The following is an 18,757-nucleotide window of genomic DNA, read 5'->3' as shown; positions in this document are numbered from 1 at the left end:
AACCCATTCGAATAGGTCGACTGACCAGACGGCGCTGCTTTGGGGCGCCGCACTCTGCTCTGCGTCCGAGATTTCTGGAGAAATATCATGCCAACACCCATCGTACTTTTGCTGGACCCGATTTCACTGGGCGTTTTTTTGCTTTACGCCGGCCTCATGATCTGGGAGCGACTTCGCCCGGCGCGGAAACTGCCCACCGTTAAGGGCTGGAGAATGAGAGGTCTCTTGTCTTTTGCACTGTTTTTTTTCCTGTCGTCCTACTTACCGATTCTCTGGGATGCAAAATTGGCTGAGTATCAGCTGCTGGACCTATCCGAGCTGGGCACCGCCGCGGGGGCCCTGGTTGGACTGCTCGTATATGAAGGGTTGCTCTACCTATGGCACCGATCTCTGCACGAGAGCGGATTTCTGTTTCGGGGATTCCACCAGGTGCACCACAGTGCAGAACGCGTGGACACGTTCGGGGCGTTCTATTTCAGCCCGCTTGATATGGCCGGTTTTACGTTTGTCGGCAGTTTGAGTCTCGCGCTATTTGTTGGCTTAAGTGCCGACGCCATTACCGTGTTTCTGTTTGCGACCCTGTTTTTGGGCATCTTTCAGCATGCCAATATTGCGACACCACGATGGCTCGGATTCCTCATTCAGCGGCCGGAGAGTCATGCGCTTCATCATGCTCGTGGCGTGCACTACTACAACTTCTCCGACCTGCCCATTTTCGACATGTTGGGAGGGACGTTTAAGAACCCACGTCAATTTCCTAGTGAAACGGGTTTTTACCACGGCGCGTCAAACCGCATGGTGGATATGTTGCTGTGGCGAGATGTGACCGAAGAGGACGGTCACAAGCTGGAGACATCGCAAGCTGTCTAAAACACTAACGACCAGAACTACTAGACCCGCCAGCCCTCAGGGGTCGGCGGGCCTCGCAACGAGACCGTGGGTCAGCGAGGTTTTTGTTTAGGGTTTCGGCGGATGGAGTTCGCGAATCCAGCGTGCCATGGCTTCATAGTAGCCATCACACGCTGGAGCGTCAGCGGGAAGTTCCTCGTAGATGCCGCCAGTGACACTTTGCTGCATAACGTGATTGCATCCGGCCAGATAGACCGGCGAGAGTTCCATATCACCCTTTTTCGCCGCTTTTTCGTAGAGCGCACCGGTGGCCTTCCAGTCAACCTGCGTATCGAGACTTCCCAGGATAGCCAGTACCGGAATGTTCATGTTGGTGAGGGTCTCCTCGAGGTTTGGATACATCACCGCGAGATTGGTTGCCTCATCAAAAGTGAGTTCGCCGGACTGAAAAAATGACTGGATGTTGTGCAGGACCTCTTCGGTCATTTGGAAGTCATTGGAATTGAAATAGGGGTCTGCCATCAGATGCTGGGTGCCTTCAGAAAACTCTTCGAGCGTGCCACCCCTGACCAGGATACGCTGGTAGTGATCCCATTCAGCCATCAATAGCTCGACGTCTTCCTGGCTGCGCTTTTCGGCTTTCAGGTTCGCTTCGAGCATGTAGCGGCTGTTGTCCAGCTCCGTCGTGCCACTCACCGAAATCCAAAACTTGATCTTCGGCAACAGCTCCGAGATTTTGGGCACGATCCAGCCTCCGCGGCTGATACTCCAGAAGCCCAGGTTGTTTGCACCCGGAAATTTTTGCGCTTCGATGGCTGCGATTGCCGCCACCGCCTCTTCGGCACTGCTCTGAATACTCTGATTGTGGTCGTATTCTCCTTCGCTCAAGCCATTTCCGGCTTTGTCCCAGTAAGCAACGCTGTAGTGTTGGTCTACCAGGAATTCCCGTAGCTCCAGCCACTGATCGCCCCCGACAAATTCCGTCGGCCCGTGCCCGGGAATGACGATGATTAGGCCTTTTGCCGGTGCCTTGGGAATGAGGACTTCGCCGGTGTACTTCAGATCCTGGTAGTGAAAAACAAACGTCGAATTTTCCTGCGTCTCGGCAAAGCAAGAAAAAAAGGATCCCAGGAAAAAAATTAGCATGGCAATGCGCTTCAAAACGACCTCCAGACCATTGGTAGATCCCAAGCAGTTCTCTGCATCGAGTTGCTTCAATCGTCAAAACGGTCCAGGTGCGCGATGGTTACAGGGAGCGATCAATCGATGGCTGACCGGAGCACCACAGTTACGCCCTGGTCCGTCGCCAGAAAGCAGATGCTGCTTAATCGGTCATTGAGGTGTTGACCCAATCGAAACGCGAATACGCAAGATCGCGTTGTCAGTTAGCGGCGGCCCTGCTCTCTGTGTTGCCGGAGCAAATCGTGGGCAAGCTCCTCAGCATCAGCGATTTGTTCCTGGGTCATAAGAAACCGGGTGATTTCTTTCCACTGGCTGCCTGCTTGCAGGATTCCGGCGCTACCTTCGAGGGTCGCAGCTTGGCCGTAGGCATAGGTCATAACCAGATCTCTGGGATAAACGTCGCCCTGGTAGTACATCCGGGCTAGCAGTGTCAGCGCGTGTGGCGTACCGGAACGCCAGAGCGTGGTGGCATAGCGCTCTGCCCGACTCTTGAATTCTTCGATGAGCATAGGTTGCTCAAAGCCTAAGACTCCACGTTCAAAACGACCGTTATTCATCAGTAGGTTAAACCCGTGTGCGTGGTAAGCACGTTGAGCCGTCGGATGCCCTAAGTCCGCTGCCAGGCCAAAATAGTTAAAAGATTCCAGGACCAGATCTGGCTTTCCGGGAATGTCGCTGCACATTTCAAACTTGTCGATGGCCTCTCGGGTAGCCCGATCGGGCCAGTCTCCTAGGTCTGCTTCAGGGTTGCTTTCGTAAATGTTTTTGACCTGCTGCTCTACCTGGTTGAGACGCCGATCAAGAAGGTCATAAGTTGGTGCCGCGCCGGCGCATTCCTCAAAGAGCATCGCTAGCCATAAGGCCGCTTCGGCGTTGCCCTCAGAGGCGTCACTTTTGCGGGCTGCGACTTCGGCTGCGCTTGTTTCACTGAACTCCGTCTTAAGTGCTTTGAGCGTGTCTTCGATCGATAGTGAAGTGTCCATTGGGCCAGGATTCAAACCGGATGCTGTCGTTGTGTCCGTCCATCCTTCTGGCTGAGTAAGTGGCGGCGCAGCAAACGTGTTTGGGTTTTTGTCTTCCGGCGTTGGCAAAACCGGTGCCACGGATGGCGTCAAACCCTCCGAGCCGGAGCCATCCAATACCGGCGTGTGTTCCGCGCCTTCAGGCAAGCTGACATCGCTGACAGCGGCTTGATGCGGCACATGCCCCGACCACCATATCGCAGCCAGTAGCGCCAGAGACGCGGCAACGGAGATGCTGAGCAATACTTTTCTGCCAGGGACCATGACGCCGGCTCCGTCGCAGGACAATGCCTTGAGTTTAGCGGCATTCGGGAGAAAGTTCTGCAGGCTGCGTGCGCGAAACGAGGCCGTGATGAGGCTATGGGCGGAGCGACCAGGCGGGTTCGTACGATCGTATGTAGTACATTGAAATCATTCCGATTTCGCTGATGCCATCCGAAAACTATTGAGCGCACAGAAACCGCCGCCCAAACGCTACGCCATAGGTGTAATCATTCTTGGATTCTACCCGCTGTCGATTGCGCTTGGCTGGCTGCCAACCGAGGAGGGTGGTGCCGGCAACTGGCTGCTCGCTTTAGCCGGATTGGCGTTTATTCTTGCCGGGCTGATTATGCTGCTGCAGCCGGGCGATCGTCGGGCGGACGCGCTGGCGGGGCTTCTACTCATGGCATTTTCTTTGATGGGCTTCTCAATCGCCATTGGCATGGACGAAACGCCAGGGCAGAGCGGGCCTGCCTCGATGAGTTTTCCGCAGCTGCTGGTCGGCCTGGGGTCGCTGGTCAGTCTGTTGATGTCGCTATGGGCCGTTCGGCGCTGGCTCCGTTCGGGTGAGCATACCGAGGACACCTAATCTCCCAGGTGGTTCTCCAGCTGCCAGTGCAGGACATCCCCCGCAACGTTCGCTCTTAGCCACGCGGCGGCGTCACGAATCGCTGCGCCGTGGGTCTGCATCATCATCTGCTGAGACTGATGTCTGCGTAAGGCGTCAAATGGCTGGTCTGGGGCTTTGGCGTTGATCTTGAGTGGCGCCAGATCGTACGAGCCCCTGGACTGTTCAAGGAACGATACTGCTTGGTCAAGGTACTCTTCCGGCGTCGCAAGAAATCGCTCGAAATCCAAAGAGGCGGTGCGACCGGGGGCTCGCTGCATAACCTCTCGCATACGGTTCATATGGTGCGCCCAAAACACTGCGGCGGATTGAAAGGTCGTTCGCGGGTTGGGCAGGCCCATCGCTTTGCCCCAAAAAGCACCAAGCTCAACAATTCGCCGAATTGTCTCCAAACCCTTCTTGGCGACCGACAGAAGGTATGACTCCAGAGGCAGCACCATGCAGAGAGCTTTTCCACGGGTTTCAGCGAGAGCCTCTTCGGCCAGATCGACCATCAGGTTTGTCGGCTTGATGCAAACCGATTCGCCGCGTGCGCTCGGCTTGGATAGCAGGGGCAGGACCAGCCGCAGCAATTTTCGCTGGCGTGCGCTGTTGAACTCTTCCGGATAGAGCTTGCCGACCTCCCAGATTTGTCTGAGTACCAGCGGCTCCCTGAGCGCGAGTCTTTGCCCCGGCACATCCAGGCAGCGCGACAGCAGGGTGGATCCGCAAAATGAGATATGGAAAACAAAATCAACCGCTGGTTTGGGCCGGTTCCGGTCAAGGCGCTTTTTGTCGAACAGCAGGTGCCTTTTTTGATCGTCAGGACGCACTATCCGATGGTCCAGGAAGGTCGTCTCGTGATAGCTCTTTCGGTCCATCCGAACCTGCACGCCTCGCATAGCTCGGGGATTGAGCTCGGTCAGGTGCCATTGCTGAGTTGGGCTCCGCAAGCAATCCGAATACGTTTGGACCGGGAGTTTAGGGTCCTGCATTGAGCACTCCTGAGGTTCGCACGGCGCACAGTCTGCGAAAAAAGCCGTACGAGGCTACAGGTAGTTTTCATCACAGGGTGTTGCGAAAATCAGAAAAATTGCCCAAATCGAAAAATCCGATTAAGAGCCGAGAAAAGAGCGAGTTTGTTCGAAGGGTTTTGGCGTCGATCCGCACTTGACTCGTCCACGGTTTTGCGGCTTCAATCGCGCCGCCCTTGACGGATTCTGGCGTGGTGAAATTCGGATCATCGCCAAGAGTTGGCCGGCCCAGCTGCGCAGCCTCGCAGCCCTCTCACTCCCGACAGCCCAATCCTATTCAGCGTCAAAGTCGTTTTGGCGAGCTAATCCCTTCCGGTATGCTCGTCGCCTCATGTCACGGATAGGACTTTTGACCGAATGACTGCGGTGAACATCCCCGGTCATACCATCTTGCGCGAGCTCGGGCGTGGGGGAACCGCCGTGGTTTATCTGGCGCTGCAGGAGCAGCTGAAGCGCGAGGTTGCCGTGAAGGTCCTGCGCCCGCCCGACAACGACGATGGCTCGATCACCGAACGATTTCTCAATGAAGCGCGCACCATCGGTCGCCTGCAGCATCCGAACATCGTTTCCATCTTTGATTTCGGAGAGTCTGCGGATGGCGGGCTGTTCTATACGATGCCCAACCTCCCCGAGGCTTTGGTGGACTTCACCTACGAGTCAGACGCCCAGCTGAGCGAGATTCTCCTGCAGGTCTGCGACGGGCTGAACTACGCCCACCGTCAGGGGATCGTGCATCGGGACATCAAGCCTGAAAACCTTTTGGTTGATCAGCGGGGCAACGTCCAGATTGCGGACTTTGGCATCGCGTTTTCCACCCGCTCGGTTGCCTCTCGGGTGACTCGCGAAGGCCATACGATCGGGAGCAGCCATCACATGAGCCCGGAACAGGCGCGAGGCAAGCCGGTGGATCCGCGTTCCGATGTGTACAGTCTGGGCGTCGTTTTGTTCGAGATGCTGACCAGCGAACCACCCTTTCACGGCCCCGACGACGTGTCGATCTTAGTTGCGCACGTTTCTGATCCGGTGCCGGCGTTGCCGAATACTCACCGCCGCTGGCAGCGCATCGTGAACCGCGCGCTGCAAAAGAAACCGCAAGACCGTTACCAGACGGTGGCCGCCATGGCCGAGGACATTCGCCGCGTGGGCGACAGCCAGCCGGGGATCACGACTCCGCTTGCTTCGCTATCACCAAATACGAGGCGACCAGTCATGTGGGGCATCGTGGGGGTGAGTGCTGTCATGTTGTGGTGGTTTTTCCCACGCGAGCGTGAGGCGACGGATGAATTCGAACAATCGGTGGTGTCCGTCGCCGAAGCGCCGACGGGTTCGGCCATTGGCGTAGGTGCGATAGAACCGCTGGAACTCGCTGCAGCAGCGCCGCCTGAGTTGTTGAATGAGCTGGAAACCCAGGAGGCGGTTCCGGAAAACACTCCATCGGAGAGACCTGCCGAAGCGCCACCCGAGCAAGATGGCTCGCCACCGCCGCAAAGCTCGGCGGAGCCTACTCAGACGGAGGAACCCGAGGAGAAAGAGTCATGGGAAGCGGGTGATTTGCTTCGTGATCCTTCGGGCATCGACTCCTACTATGTTCCGCGCAAACTCACGGGGGAGAAGGGCGAGGGCAGCGAGGTGTCCAAGGCCTTTGCGATGGCGGGTGTTGAAGTCACCGTGGGGCAGTATCGCGAATTCACCCAGGCGACGCGCCGGCCAGGCGGGCCGTGCAGTCAACCCGATGGCATCTCGCTGCGGCGTAAATCCTGGTATGCACCGGGCTATATTCAGAGTGATGACCATCCGGTTGCCTGCGTCAGCTATCAGGACGCCGTCGACTTCGCGGCCTGGCTCTCAAAGCGCAGTGGACATCGTTACCGGATTCCCAGCGCGCGCCAGTGGCAGCACGCGGCTCTGATTGGGCACGAGGCGAACACCGCGTGTCAAACCGGCAACGTTGCCGGCCGAGAACGCAAAAAGTTGTTTTCCAGCGGCCAGTTCAGCTGCGCCGATGGCCATCGCTTCACGGCGCCGGTCAGCAGCTTTAAGGCGAACCGACTGCAAATCTCAGATCTGCGAGGCAACGTGAGCGAGTGGACCAGCGACTGCGCCGAGACCGTGCCGGAAGGCGTGGAGCGATGCTCGCTTCGGGTCGTCCGCGGGACGTCTTGGGAAGACGGGCGCGATCTATCCATGCTGGAACACGAGGAGACGCTTCAGGCTGACCAGGGCTATCCAACCGTTGGCATACGCCTCGTTCGAGAGACTCCCGAAAGCCCCTGATCGCTTGCTGCTCCGCTGGGGCTTGGCTTGGGACCCAGCTTTGCGACCACGCCGCTTCGTTCGACGCTGGTCGTCCCGAGCTGTACCCTTAAGTCGCGTTTCACTAGAGATTTTCATGGCTGCGTAAGCGGGTCGCGCAAGGACCCAGAAATCTGATGCTTTTGGACGCGCTGATGCCTGTCATCGGCGCGCAGGGGCGTGTGCCCTGACAAAACCCATAAAGGATGATTCGCAGTGAATATCAGAATTCCTACCCAGGCAGACCTGCCTGCAATCTCGTTGGTGTTAAAAGACACCGAGCTTTTTCCCGTCGAAATGCTCGACGACTTGATCAATCCCTTTCTATCTGGCTCCGGCAGCGACGATCGATGGTTGGTGTGTGAAACCGACGATCGTGATGTCGTCGGCTTTAGCTACTGTCGACGCGAACCGCTGACGGAAGGTACGTGGAACCTCCTCGCGATCGGTTTGCGAAAGCAGCAGCAGGGCCGCGGCCTCGGAAAGGCGCTGTTGGGTGGCGTTGAGCAGTCTTTGGCCGATGAGCGGTTACTCATCGTTGATACCTCCGGTCTGGAGGCCTTCTCGGCAACCCGAGCGTATTATGAACGGTGCGGCTATGAGCGGGAGGCTGTGATCCGTGACTACTGGACTGACGGCGACGATAAGGTGACCTACCGGAAACCGATGCGATAGCTAGGTTGCGCTACGTCAGCTCAGGCTGGCGTAGCGCATTTCGTCTTAGCCCTCACTCGGGATCATCTGCGGCGTGTTTCACTCAAAACCGTTTTCGAACACGATCTGGTTGGGGACAGCCACGTAATCGAAGGGCACCAGCTCAACTGTCGGAACAGCGATTGAGTTGCCGGCGGTCACCGTAACCGGGTCGATCTCCGCGGTTCGGTAGTCCGGGTGAAATACGCTCAGCTCCAGAGGCCCAACGAGCGCAGCAAGGTCGAAGTCGCCCGTGGGGTCGGAGAAGGTTGATCCACCATCGCCACTAATCCATGCCCCGAGGATTGGGGTGCCGTTGGTTGCGTCTACGATGCTGCCGGTGATCTGACCAAGCTCGATATTGCCGGAGGTGAAAGTCGAGTCTCCAACTTTTCGAAATTCTATGGTGTAACTACCGACACTTTGCTCTTCGCAGGCCTGGATTCGGAAGTACTCCTGTCCAGCCGGCGCTAGAGCGCGAGTTAAGACCAGATTGTCCGACGCGCAATCACCGGCGGCCCGATCTGGATTGAACTCGGCGCGTTTGTCGAACAGGTATCGGTAAACCTGCACCCGCAGATTGTTGCTTGTACTTACCTCTGCCTCCAGAGTCTTGACCTCGTCTATCGGCTGAACCACTCGATACCAGTCCACCTCCTGCGTGCCGTTCAGCATCCCGCTACGGGTCGCGCTGTCGGTGCTGGTCAAATCCACCAGCTCCGCGGAGCCGGGCAGGTTGGCCTGCGGGAAAACCTGGTTGCCGTCGCGGTCGACCTGTAGAGCCAGGCACCAACCTTCCAGGGTGGCCTCAGCGCTTCCCGCGTTATTGATCTGAAGACGCCAGGGTTGCGAGCCGGCAGCGGGAAGGTTTCGGAAGCCGGCCAGCGGGACGTCGGGTTCAAGTTCTCCGAGGATGGCAATAGGGCTGGCACACTGCGCCTGAGCAGGCCAGCGCGCGGCGTCGCTGAACAGCGCGTTGATCTCCGCATTCTCACAATTCTGATTTTGGCTGGCGCCAGGCTGTGCCAGCAGTGGCTGCACCGAGCCGTCGGGGCTCGCAAGCAGCAGGGACAGATCCGCGACGCTCGGATGGTCGATGTGGGTCTCAACCCATGCATTGATCACGCGCGCGGTTTCGTCGATCGGCTCGCAGTTGGGGCCGCTATACCGGCCGCAGTCGCCTGGCTCCGAAAAGTCCACGCTACTGGAAAAAGTGCCTGAGGAGGATGCCTGGCCGCCACAACGAACCACCACATCGCTGGCAAAGTCTGGCAGCTGGACGCCGTTGGCGTCTTCTACCCGTAGCGCTACGTCTAGATCTCCGTCGCTGGCGATATCGTTCCCGCTTCGTCCCGTACTGTCGGTGGCAATCAGCGAGAAAACCGGGTCGACCCCGATCAGCGATGAATCAACCGTACCGGTGATATCGGCATTGAGGGAGTCGAGCTGCAGACTGCTCGGCAAGCTGGGCGCTGCACTGAAGGTTAGCGGGTCACCGTTGGGGTCAGAGAACAGGCTTGCGTAGTTCAGATCGACCGGTGATCCCGCGATGACCGTTTCCTGCACAAGCTGCTGCGTGACGAAGGGTCCAACCTGATTGATGACGCTGCCCTCCATCGAGTAACACAGGTCGCGTCGGGTGGGCTCTGACACACAACTTGGCGCCGGGCCAAAGCTCGTGCAGCTGATCTCCGGGATATCGCTTTCCGGATCCCGGATGGCCCACTGCAGTGCGCCATTACCGTTGTCTACATTAGCCCAGTACCACGGAGGGCAGTTGTCGCCGCCGCAGTTTGCGAGCGGCTCGACGTCCACATACTGCACCGATAGCCAGTAGCGACCTTCGTCGAGCACGCAGGCGGTGGGCAGATCCGTCCGAAGACCAAAGGTGAGCTCAAGTAGGCCTTTGTTAAAAACCGGGGGTTCCGCTTCGACGGTTGTGTCGCAGACGGGGCTGCCTGTGGGCAGGCTGCTGCCGTTCTCGTAGACGCGGATCCGCACATCTTCCCCGACAATATTGATGTCACCGAAGGCCTGCACGGTGTTGATCGTCCAGGTCTCGTCAGCCGGCACAACAAAATCGTCAGCGCTTTCCGTGTTGTTGATTCGATTAGAACCGCTGCCAAAATTGAACGTGAGAGTGAATCGCGTGCTCATGGCCTGACCGTTGGCGATCGTGCAGCCGGCGGTCTGGTCCAGTAGCGTCGTCTGCGCGGCTGCCGGCATAGCCAGCACCGCCAGCAGCAGGGGCGAAAAGCGTTGACGGATCTTCATAGCATTACTGTAGAACAACTTCAGCGTCGCGCCATACCTTGTCGCAGCGGTAGAATGTGCGGGCCCTGTTGCAGGGTAGCCCGTTACCCAACAAGCAAGGCTCAACCAATGACCCATTCTGTGCTCTGGCTTCGCCGTTGTGCGTTCCTTTTCATCGTTTTGCTCGCAGCCTGTGCGCCGCAGCTCAAATCCCCTGTCGAGTCGGAGCTCGAACGCCTGCAGGCGCGGGCGGAAAAGGTCACGATCATTCGCGACGATTTTGGCGTTCCGCACATCTACGCAAAAAGTGATGCTGATGCGGTCTTCGGGCTTCTCTATGCCCAGGCCGAAGACGACTTTCCCCGGGTCGAACGAAACTACTACTGGGCGATCGGCCGCCTGGCGGAAGCGGAAGGTGAAGAGGCACTGTTCAGCGATCTTCGAGCTCGCCTGTATATGACGACAGATGAGGCTGTGGCGGCCTACGAGGCGGCGCCGGACTGGTTGCAGGCTCTTTGCGATGCGTTTGCTGATGGGCTGAACTACTATCTGGCAACCCACCCGAATGTGAAACCCAAGGTGATCACCAAGTTTGAGCCCTGGATGCCGATGTTCTTTTTTGAGGGTTCTATTGGCGGCGACATCGAGCAGATCCCGCTCGATGGTATCCGCGCCTTTTATGGATCGGGAGAGAGTGTGGCGCAGCTTGCTGCCGCCGCAGAGGAGTCTGACGACGAGCCTCGTGGGTCGAATGGCTTTGCAATTGCGGGTACGCATACGCGATCAGGTGACGCGATGCTGCTGATCAATCCGCATACCTCGTTTTACTTTCGCGGCGAGGTGCACGTCGTCAGCGAGGAGGGCCTAAACGCCTACGGCGCAGTCACCTGGGGTCAGTTTTTTGTTTATCAGGGTTTCAACGAAGACACGGGCTGGATGCATACCTCTACCCGGGTCGATTTCATGGACGAGTTTATTGAGGACGTCTCTGAGATCGACGGCACGCTGATGTATCGCTATGGCGATGAAATGCGTCCGGTGGAGGTATCCGAGGTCACGCTCAGATACAAGGACGGCGATATGCTTAACGAGCGGACGTTCCCTATGTATCGGACCCATCACGGGCCGGTCACCCACATGCTCGACGGTCGATGGGTAGCAACCAAGATCAACTGGGACCCGGTCAACGCGCTACGGCAGTCTTTCGTCAGAACCAAACAGGACGGCCACGAGAGCTTCCGGGCGATGATGGATATCCGAACGAACTCATCGAACAACACCGTCTACGCTGACTCAGGCGGCAATATCGCCTACTACCACGGCAATTTTGTTCCCCGTCGCGATCGCCGCTTCGACTATTCGAAACCGGTTGACGGCAGTGATCCCGCCACGGACTGGCAGGGGCTACATACCGTCGACGAGATTGTGACCTTGCTGAATCCCGAGAACGGTTGGCTGCAAAACTGTAACTCAACGCCCTTCACCGCAGCCGGTCCTTACAGCCCAGACTCGGCTGATTACCCCGTATACATGGCGCCAGACCCCGAAAATTTCCGCGGCGTTCACGCCTTGCGCGTTCTGGACGACGTGTCCGATCTGACGCTGGACGGCCTGATTGAACTGGCGTACGACCCGTATCTGCCCGGCTTCGAGAAGCTGATTCCCGGGCTGATCGAAGCGTTTGATACGTCGGGCGCGGATTATCCGCGGCTCGCCGAGGCTGTTGACGTACTCCGCGGCTGGGATTATCGCGTCGCAACCGAATCCGTTGCCATGACCCTGGCCCATTTCTACGGCACGCGATATCGACGGGACGGCTCAGCGCCCGATGGCTTAAGCCGTATGGAGAAGATCAACTTTTACGCAACGCAGTCCGATCACCGCGAACGGCTTAACATCTTCGCCGCCACCGTCGAGATGCTGAACGAAGATTTTGGTGGTTGGCAAATTGCCTGGGGAGAAGTAAATCGATTCCAGCGCCTCACCGGCGACATTGCCCACCCGCATGATGATGACGCACCCAGCCTCCCGGTCGGAATGGCGTCAGGCAACTGGGGCGCACTAGCTTCCTACGGCGCGCGCCGCTTTCCAGGCACCAAGAGAATCTACGGCGTCGCCGGCAATAGCTTTGTTGCTGTCGTTGAATTCGGCGACAGGGTTCGCGCGAAGACGATGCTGGCCGGTGGTCAGAGCGGTGACCCAAGTTCGCCACATTTTGACGACCAGTCCGATCGCTACGTCAATGGCGAGTTCAAAGACGTTGCCTACTACCGAGAGGATGTCGAGGCTAGAGCCGTAAAGACCTATCGACCGGGTGGGTGACAGAAAACAGCCCACTAGGCTGCATTCCCCAGCTCGAGCAGCGCCTGCCGGTCGATCATCGTGATCTTTCCATAGCCCAGCTGGATCAGGTCCCGCTGGCTGAGACGGTCAAGGGCTTTTCCGATGCTGACCCGAGACATGCCCAGCGCAAAGGCGATGTCGGCCTGTCGCAGCGGTAGGTCATCTTCATCAAAGCCACCGGTTCTGGCGATCCGCAACAGCAGCATCGCAATCTGCTGCTCTACGCCTCGCCGCCGCAGATCATCCGCGATGTCGAGTGCTTCATAGAGGCGCTGTGTGACGGTCACGGTCACGGCTCTGGCAAACGGGGGGTGTGCGTCATGAAGGGCGTCGAAGGCTCGCTTTCCGATCGCCAGGACTTCGGTCTCACCAAAGGCTTCCGCGTGGTAGGCGCGCCGTCGATCGGCGAAGAGTGTCGCTTCACCAAAGCAGTGTCCACATCCGAGTAGGCCGGTGAGGTTAAAGGCGCCGGTTTCTGCGTAAAGGCCAAAGCGTACTCGGCCGCGGAGGATTATCGACAGACCCACCGAGGCGGCCTGCTGGGTATGGATCACCTGGCCATCGGCATAGGGCCTTGTGGTTCCCGCCGCTTTGACCGTCGGCAAAAGTTTTGGCGGTATCAGTTCCAGCAGGCTTTGGTGAACCGGCATCGAAAATTCCGAAATGCTAAAAAGTTAGTATTTTAACCTGCCGCTGCGCCGTAGTCTGGCGTGCAAGCTAAACGGTAAACCGCCATGGACAAGCTCGTTATCCTGCTGATTTTTGCCTTTTTTGCCGCGCTCGAGGTGGCGAAAACGCGATTCTTTTCGAAACGCGGTCAATCGCGCGATGATGCCGTTGTTGAGGTTGCGAGCGTTGTGACGCTCCTGCTTTTCACCCAGCCGCTGGCCCTCGCTGGCGGCGGGCTGCTGGCCAGCCTTATCTGGCCCGATTCGGCTGGTGCGCTGAGCACGATTCCGGTGGTGGCGGCCATCGGGCTGTTCCTGGTGTTTGATGATATGACTCAGTACTGGTGGCACCGGCTTTCACACACGGTGCCGTGGCTCTACAAGCTGCATCGTCCCCATCACAACGCCAACTATCTGTCCGTCCGTGTGGTGTACCGGAACAACATCTTCTATTACGCGATGATGCCGGGGCTCTGGTTCTCTGGCGCGTTGATTTATCTCGGCCTCGGCTGGGTCTACGCGGGTTACATTGTCGTCAAGATGCTGGTGATCATCGGCGCCCACTGCGACGTTCGCTGGGACGAGCCGCTGTACAAGATTCGCTGGCTCTCGCCGGTGATGTGGGTGGTCGAGCGGCTGATCTCGACACCGGCGACCCACAGCGCCCACCACGGCAAGTTTGCTGCGGACTCGGCCACACATTACAAAGGCAACTACGGCAATCTGCTGTTCTTCTGGGACGTGCTTTTCGGGACCGCAAAGATTACGCGCACCTATCCCAAGGCCATCGGCGTCGAGAATCTGCCTGACACAACCGTCGGCGAGCAGCTGCTCTGGCCACTGATCAGGTCGGTTGAACCGGCACCGGCGACATCCCGCGAGGCGACCTAAAAATCCGCACGGGCGACTAGTCCAAAACGCGACAATCCTTACCCTCTGGCTCGAGAAAAGCTGACTGGCGACCTTTGGCCCATGCGGGGCCCTGTTGAATCGCGAAGGATGGCTGAATTCAGACGCCGTTCCTGGCTCAATCAGCGATCAAAAGGAGGATCTTATGTCAGCGTTCTTCAGGCACTGCGGTGTGTTTCTCATGACGGTTTTGGCCGTGCTTATCGCTTCGCCGCCCGCTCACTCGGCGCTGGTCGCCGATCGTCCTGACGCCATCATTTGTTCCGTTAAAGACCCAACAGGCGTGCTGCCCTGGGACGAACTCGTTTTCTATATCAGCGCCCACACCAAAACCGGCCGGACGCTCTATAAAACCCTGACCTCCGACCCGGTTGTGCTGATCATCGATGCGGAAAACGTGGTCAACGGGAAAAATCTGGCGAACTGCGACGGCCGTGGGGTGCAGGAGCTGCGGGACGAGGGCCGCGCGGTCAACTGGTCAAAAACTGCGCCTTAAACGATGAGCGAGTCCGGAGTACTGCTGCTCGTCGCTGGAAAAATGGGGGCGGGCAAGTCGACGAAATCGCTACAGCTATCGCGCGAACGAAACGCTGTTCGACTATCGGAAGACGAGTGGCTCGCGGCCCTGTACCCCGGCCAGGTTAAGAGCCTGGATGACTATGTCAGGCTCTCGCGACAGCTTAAGACGGCGATCAGGAGTCACGTTGTCGCGCTCCTGCAGCGGGGAACCAACGTCGTGCTCGATTTTCCGGCTAATACCGTGGAGCAACGGCGTTGGCTGAAGGTGCTTGCCGATGATGCGGGTGCGAAGCACGAGCTTATTTTCCTAGCTAGGAGTGACGAGCGCTGCTTGCGACAAATCGCCAAACGACGAACGGATCAACCGGACCGAGCTGCTTTTGATACGGATGCCGTATTTCGTGAGGTTACGCAGTATTTTGAAGAACCGTCCGAAGACGAAGGGCTGACGATAACAGTCATCGAGTGACCGTCTCATCTCGAGAGGCATGAACTGTCGCTGTGTTTGCAGTCCAAGCACTGGGGCGTCGGCACCGGTTCGGTTAGGTCGTATGAGCGCCGCTGGGGCGGGGTACTCGATCGATTGGCGTGATAATCTCCGTAGGGTGAGCGGGTCCTCCTTCCTCATTTCTCGGCGTGAACCAGGCGGCTTTTTCAGAAGGCACCTTTGCCGTGTGCTCCTCCTCGGGAGCATCCTATTGGCGGGGTCGGGGCTCTCCTTGGCCCAGGAGTCGCCTATCCCTTCGCTTCAGGCTGACGGAACGATCAGCAGCGAGCAGATCGATGCCGCCATCGAGGCTGTCGAGGCTCGTGACGATCTCGGCGAAGATGCCCGAGCTGACGTTGTCAACGAGCTCCGTAAGGCCCGGTCTGAGCTGGCGTCCCGGGCAACTTACGACGCCGATGCCCAGGCGTTCGGCGCGGTTTTTGATAGCGCCCCAACAGAGATTGCGCGGCTTCGCACAGAGCTGGATGAATCAACGGTGGCGCCTTCGTCGCTTGCGGATTTGGGTGTCTCGCCGGACGCGACGCTCGGTGAACTCGAGCAGACGCTTGCACGTGAAACGGCAGCGGCCTCGAATGCACAGGCAAATTTGAATCAACTGGAATCCGCACTTGCTGCGCAGCGCGAACGTCCAGCGGCGATCCGGGCCCGTATCACTGAACTGCAAACAACGCTGGATGACCTTGCGGCACAGCTCAGCACGCCTGCGCCAGCTGGCGGCACCGCTATTCTGGCTGAGGCGCAGCGACTTACCGCTGCGCTTACTCGAGAGACGCGTAGGGCAGAGCTGGCGCAGCTAGAGCAAGAACAGCTCAGTTACGACCTGCGTCTGGAGCTGCTTCGCGCGCAGCGCGACACGGCCCAGCTCGCTTCGGCCGAAGCTTCTCAGCAGGTTGCCCTGCTGGAAGGGACGGTCAACCAGGCACGACAGGCAGCCGCGCAGCTGGCGCAAACCCAGGCGGCCGAGGCGGAGCTGGCCGCCGCGGACAAACACCCGGCCCTGCGGCAAATTGCGGAAGGCAACTTGGAGCTGACCCGCGAGCTGCCCACCGCGGCTGCGCAGATCGAGCAAGCCACCGCCGAGCTCAACGAGGTGGAATCTCAGATCGAACAGGTGGAGCAGGCCCGGGAACGCGCCCGGCAACGGCTCGATATCGGCGGCATTTCCCAGGCTACGGGCAGGCTGTTTGTCGACCAGCGTCGGAGCCTGCCGCAGTTCTCCCAGTACCGCCTCGACGTTCGTCGGCGGCGAGAAACGCTCGCAGAAATCGGTCTGGCGCAGGTGCGCGTTGAGGAGCAGCGGCGTGATCTGACGTCCCTCGACGCCGCCGTCGAGCAGGTGATGGATGCGGTGGGTGAAGACCTTACGGCGGCCGATGACCTGGGGACGATCCGGCGTGAGGCGCTAGAGCTCCTGAGGAATCGGCGTGAACTGCTGGAGCAAGCGGCCCGCACTTACCGCACCTATATCCGTCTTCTGGGCGACCTGGATTCTGCGCAGCAGCAGCTGCTGGTCAGCGCCTCGGCCTTCCGCGGTTTTCTGGACCAAAATCTGATCTGGATCCCCAACAGCAAGCCGGTTGGACCGACGACGTTGGGGGGGCTAAGGCAAGCGGTTTCCTGGGCGGCATCCCCTACGAGCTGGACGCAAACCGCTCGGTCGGCATTCACTACCCTGACTGGAACGCCGCTGCGTGTGTCCGTCGCGCTCCTGATTGTCCTGGGCCTGCTGGCGCTGCAGCCAGCGCTGAAGCGCTGGTACCGCGAGCTCAACAAGCGTCTCGGGAAGCTTTCAAGTGACCGAATTCTCATCACGATCGGTGCACTCGCGATTGCAGCCGTCGAGGTGATTCCCGTGCCGCTGGCCCTGGGGCTGGTCGGCATCGCCGTGCGGAACATCCCAGATCCCACAGACTTCTCCGTTTCTCTGGCGGCGGCATTTCTGACGACCGGGCCGTTTCTCTACAACATCCTGTTTATCCGAGTGCTGTCAGCACCCAAAGGCGTGCTGCGCACCCATTTCAGCTGGAAGGAAGAAAACGTGGCGATGGTGCGGCGTCAGCTGGACCGCCTGATCATGATCGGTATACCCCTGGCGTTTCTGACGGTGCTGGGGCTCTCAACCGCCGAAACGGTTTACCGCGACAGCCTTGGGCGGCTCGCATTTGTGCTGCTCATGTGCCTGTTTGCCGCCGTCGCCTGGCCGCTGGGGCACCCGCGGATGGCCGTCGGTGCGTCTTACTACACTCGCCGGCCTGACAGCTGGCTGAGCCGGTTCAAATGGCTGTGGTTTGGGCTCGATGTCGGCATTCCGTTGCTGCTGGCCCTGCTCGCCTTGGTGGGCTATTTGTACACCGCAGCCATTCTCGTGGAGAAATCGGTTGAGACCGTCTGGCTGGTTCTGGGGCTGGTCCTGATCAGCCTGGTCATCCGTCGCTGGCTGGCTCTCGAGCGCCGCAAGATATTTGTGCAGCAGACTCGGGAGCGGCGAGAGGCGCTCAAGGCGGAGATTGCCGCCAGTGAGGAGCCGGCGGGTGAATCGGACCCTGAGGGTGAGCCCGTGCCCGTAAAGAGCACGCCGCTGGACCTGGACGAGGTGGACCAGCAGACTCAGAAGCTGCTGCAGGCCGGCATGATTATCGCGGGCATCCTAGGTGGCTGGGCCATCTGGGCTGAGGTATTTCCCGCGCTGACGGTGCTCGAAGACGTCAGTCTCTGGACTCAGACGGTGACCGTTGACGGCGAAGAGCTGGTCAAACCCGTATCGTTGGCAGACGTCCTTCTGGCCATGCTGATCGGCCTGGTGACGGTGGTTGTATCCCGCAATCTGCCGGGTCTGATGGAAATAGCGGTGCTCCGGCATCTGAAGCTGCAGCCGGGCGGTCGCTATACGATTAACACGCTCCTGCGCTATGCCGTCATCACCCTCGGCGTGGTGTTGATTCTCAGCATCGTCGGCTGGAACTGGTCTCGCATCCAGTGGCTGGTGGCCGCATTGTCGGTAGGTCTGGGTTTTGGCCTGCAGGAGATTGTCGCGAACTTTGTCTCTGGCTTGATCATCCTCTTTGAACGGCCGATTCGCGTCGGCGACACCGTTACCGTCGGCGATCTGACGGGCAAAGTTTCGAAGGTGCGTATCCGTGCCACCACCATCACTGACTGGGATCGCAAAGAGATTATTGTCCCCAACAAAGCGTTTATTACTGATCACGTGGTGAACTGGACGCTCTCAGACCCGATCACTCGGGTGGTGGTCCCGGTGGGTATTGCGTATGGCTCGGACACGGAGCTGGCCACACGCGTGATGCGTGAAACGCTCAGGACCATGCCGCTGGTGCTCGATGAGCCGGAATCCAGCGTGTACTTTGTGGGCTTCGGCGACAGCTCGCTCGACTTTAAGCTGTACGTTTACTCGCGGCAGCTGTCGGACAGATTGCCGCTGATGCACGCCGTCCACTCGACCATTTTGGACGCGCTGCGCGAGCATGACATCGAGATCCCGTTTCCTCAGCGCGACCTGCACGTGCGGTCTATCGATACTGAGCTCCAGCACTCGCTTGGGGCGCCTAAGTCGGATTCCTCCGACTCACCCTAGTCGCCCACTAACTGGCCTTGGGGAT

Annotated in this window: 14 protein-coding genes; 9 read left to right on the top strand and 5 right to left on the bottom strand. The window is 58.8% G+C overall.

All coding sequences use genetic code 11. The annotated features are described in order from the left end of the window. The first annotated feature begins 87 nt into the window (after positions 1–87). Positions 88–870: a sterol desaturase family protein gene (locus AAF358_04410; GenBank protein MEM7704770.1), complete on the top strand. Its 783-nt coding sequence runs from the start codon at positions 88–90 to the stop codon at positions 868–870. An 87-nt stretch (positions 871–957) separates the two neighbouring features. Here AAF358_04410 and AAF358_04405 read toward each other — a convergent pair whose 3' ends face one another. Further along, positions 958–1,995, bottom strand: coding sequence for an alpha/beta hydrolase (locus tag AAF358_04405; GenBank protein ID MEM7704769.1), 1,038 nt, complete (start codon positions 1,993–1,995; stop codon positions 958–960). A 239-nt stretch (positions 1,996–2,234) separates the two neighbouring features. Then, positions 2,235–3,296, bottom strand: coding sequence for a hypothetical protein (locus AAF358_04400; protein ID MEM7704768.1), 1,062 nt, complete (start codon positions 3,294–3,296; stop codon positions 2,235–2,237). A 202-nt stretch (positions 3,297–3,498) separates the two neighbouring features. Between AAF358_04400 and AAF358_04395 the strand changes: the two genes are divergently transcribed. Further along, complete coding sequence (locus AAF358_04395; GenBank protein MEM7704767.1) at positions 3,499–3,903, top strand: hypothetical protein; 405 nt, start codon at positions 3,499–3,501, stop codon at positions 3,901–3,903. On the opposite strand, the gene AAF358_04390 is transcribed toward AAF358_04395, so the two are convergent. Next, on the bottom strand, positions 3,900–4,802 hold the full coding sequence (locus AAF358_04390; protein ID MEM7704766.1) for a hypothetical protein: 903 nt from the start codon (positions 4,800–4,802) through the stop codon (positions 3,900–3,902). The genes AAF358_04395 and AAF358_04390 overlap by 4 nt on opposite strands. 510 nt (positions 4,803–5,312) lie before the next feature. Between AAF358_04390 and AAF358_04385 the strand changes: the two genes are divergently transcribed. Continuing rightward, a complete protein-coding gene (locus AAF358_04385) occupies positions 5,313–7,229 on the top strand; it encodes a bifunctional serine/threonine-protein kinase/formylglycine-generating enzyme family protein (protein MEM7704765.1) in 1,917 nt (638 codons plus the stop codon). 234 nt (positions 7,230–7,463) lie between these two features. Then, positions 7,464–7,922, top strand: a complete 459-nt coding sequence (locus AAF358_04380) for a GNAT family N-acetyltransferase (GenBank protein MEM7704764.1) — start codon at positions 7,464–7,466, stop codon at positions 7,920–7,922. A 78-nt stretch (positions 7,923–8,000) separates the two neighbouring features. On the opposite strand, the gene AAF358_04375 is transcribed toward AAF358_04380, so the two are convergent. Then, positions 8,001–10,214, bottom strand: a complete 2,214-nt coding sequence (locus AAF358_04375) for a putative Ig domain-containing protein (GenBank protein ID MEM7704763.1) — start codon at positions 10,212–10,214, stop codon at positions 8,001–8,003. Positions 10,215–10,322: 108 nt separating this feature from the next. Between AAF358_04375 and AAF358_04370 the strand changes: the two genes are divergently transcribed. Beyond that, positions 10,323–12,515 (top strand): acylase, encoded by a 2,193-nt coding sequence (locus tag AAF358_04370; GenBank protein MEM7704762.1) that lies wholly within the window; start codon positions 10,323–10,325, stop codon positions 12,513–12,515. A 14-nt stretch (positions 12,516–12,529) separates the two neighbouring features. Here AAF358_04370 and AAF358_04365 read toward each other — a convergent pair whose 3' ends face one another. Continuing rightward, the gene (locus AAF358_04365; GenBank protein ID MEM7704761.1) at positions 12,530–13,186 is read right to left on the bottom strand and encodes a Crp/Fnr family transcriptional regulator; all 657 of its coding nucleotides are present in this window, start codon (positions 13,184–13,186) and stop codon (positions 12,530–12,532) included. Between the two features lie 84 nt (positions 13,187–13,270). Here AAF358_04365 and AAF358_04360 point away from each other — a divergent pair, with 84 nt between their 5' ends. The 4 genes from AAF358_04360 (at position 13,271) to AAF358_04345 (ending at position 18,732) form a co-directional block, all read left to right on the top strand. After that, positions 13,271–14,095, top strand: coding sequence for a sterol desaturase family protein (locus AAF358_04360; GenBank protein ID MEM7704760.1), 825 nt, complete (start codon positions 13,271–13,273; stop codon positions 14,093–14,095). A 163-nt stretch (positions 14,096–14,258) separates the two neighbouring features. Then, positions 14,259–14,609 (top strand): hypothetical protein, encoded by a 351-nt coding sequence (locus AAF358_04355; protein MEM7704759.1) that lies wholly within the window; start codon positions 14,259–14,261, stop codon positions 14,607–14,609. Positions 14,610–14,612: 3 nt separating this feature from the next. Beyond that, positions 14,613–15,101, top strand: a complete 489-nt coding sequence (locus tag AAF358_04350) for an ATP-binding protein (protein MEM7704758.1) — start codon at positions 14,613–14,615, stop codon at positions 15,099–15,101. A 250-nt stretch (positions 15,102–15,351) separates the two neighbouring features. Further along, on the top strand, positions 15,352–18,732 hold the full coding sequence (locus tag AAF358_04345; GenBank protein ID MEM7704757.1) for a mechanosensitive ion channel domain-containing protein: 3,381 nt from the start codon (positions 15,352–15,354) through the stop codon (positions 18,730–18,732). Positions 18,733–18,757: the final 25 nt, after the last annotated feature.

Source organism: Pseudomonadota bacterium (genome assembly GCA_039033415.1).
Taxonomy (GTDB): Bacteria; Pseudomonadota; Gammaproteobacteria; order Xanthomonadales; family SZUA-38; genus JANQOZ01.
Note: the sequence above shows the minus strand (reverse complement) of the source record. Positions and strands in the feature narration are given on the sequence as shown.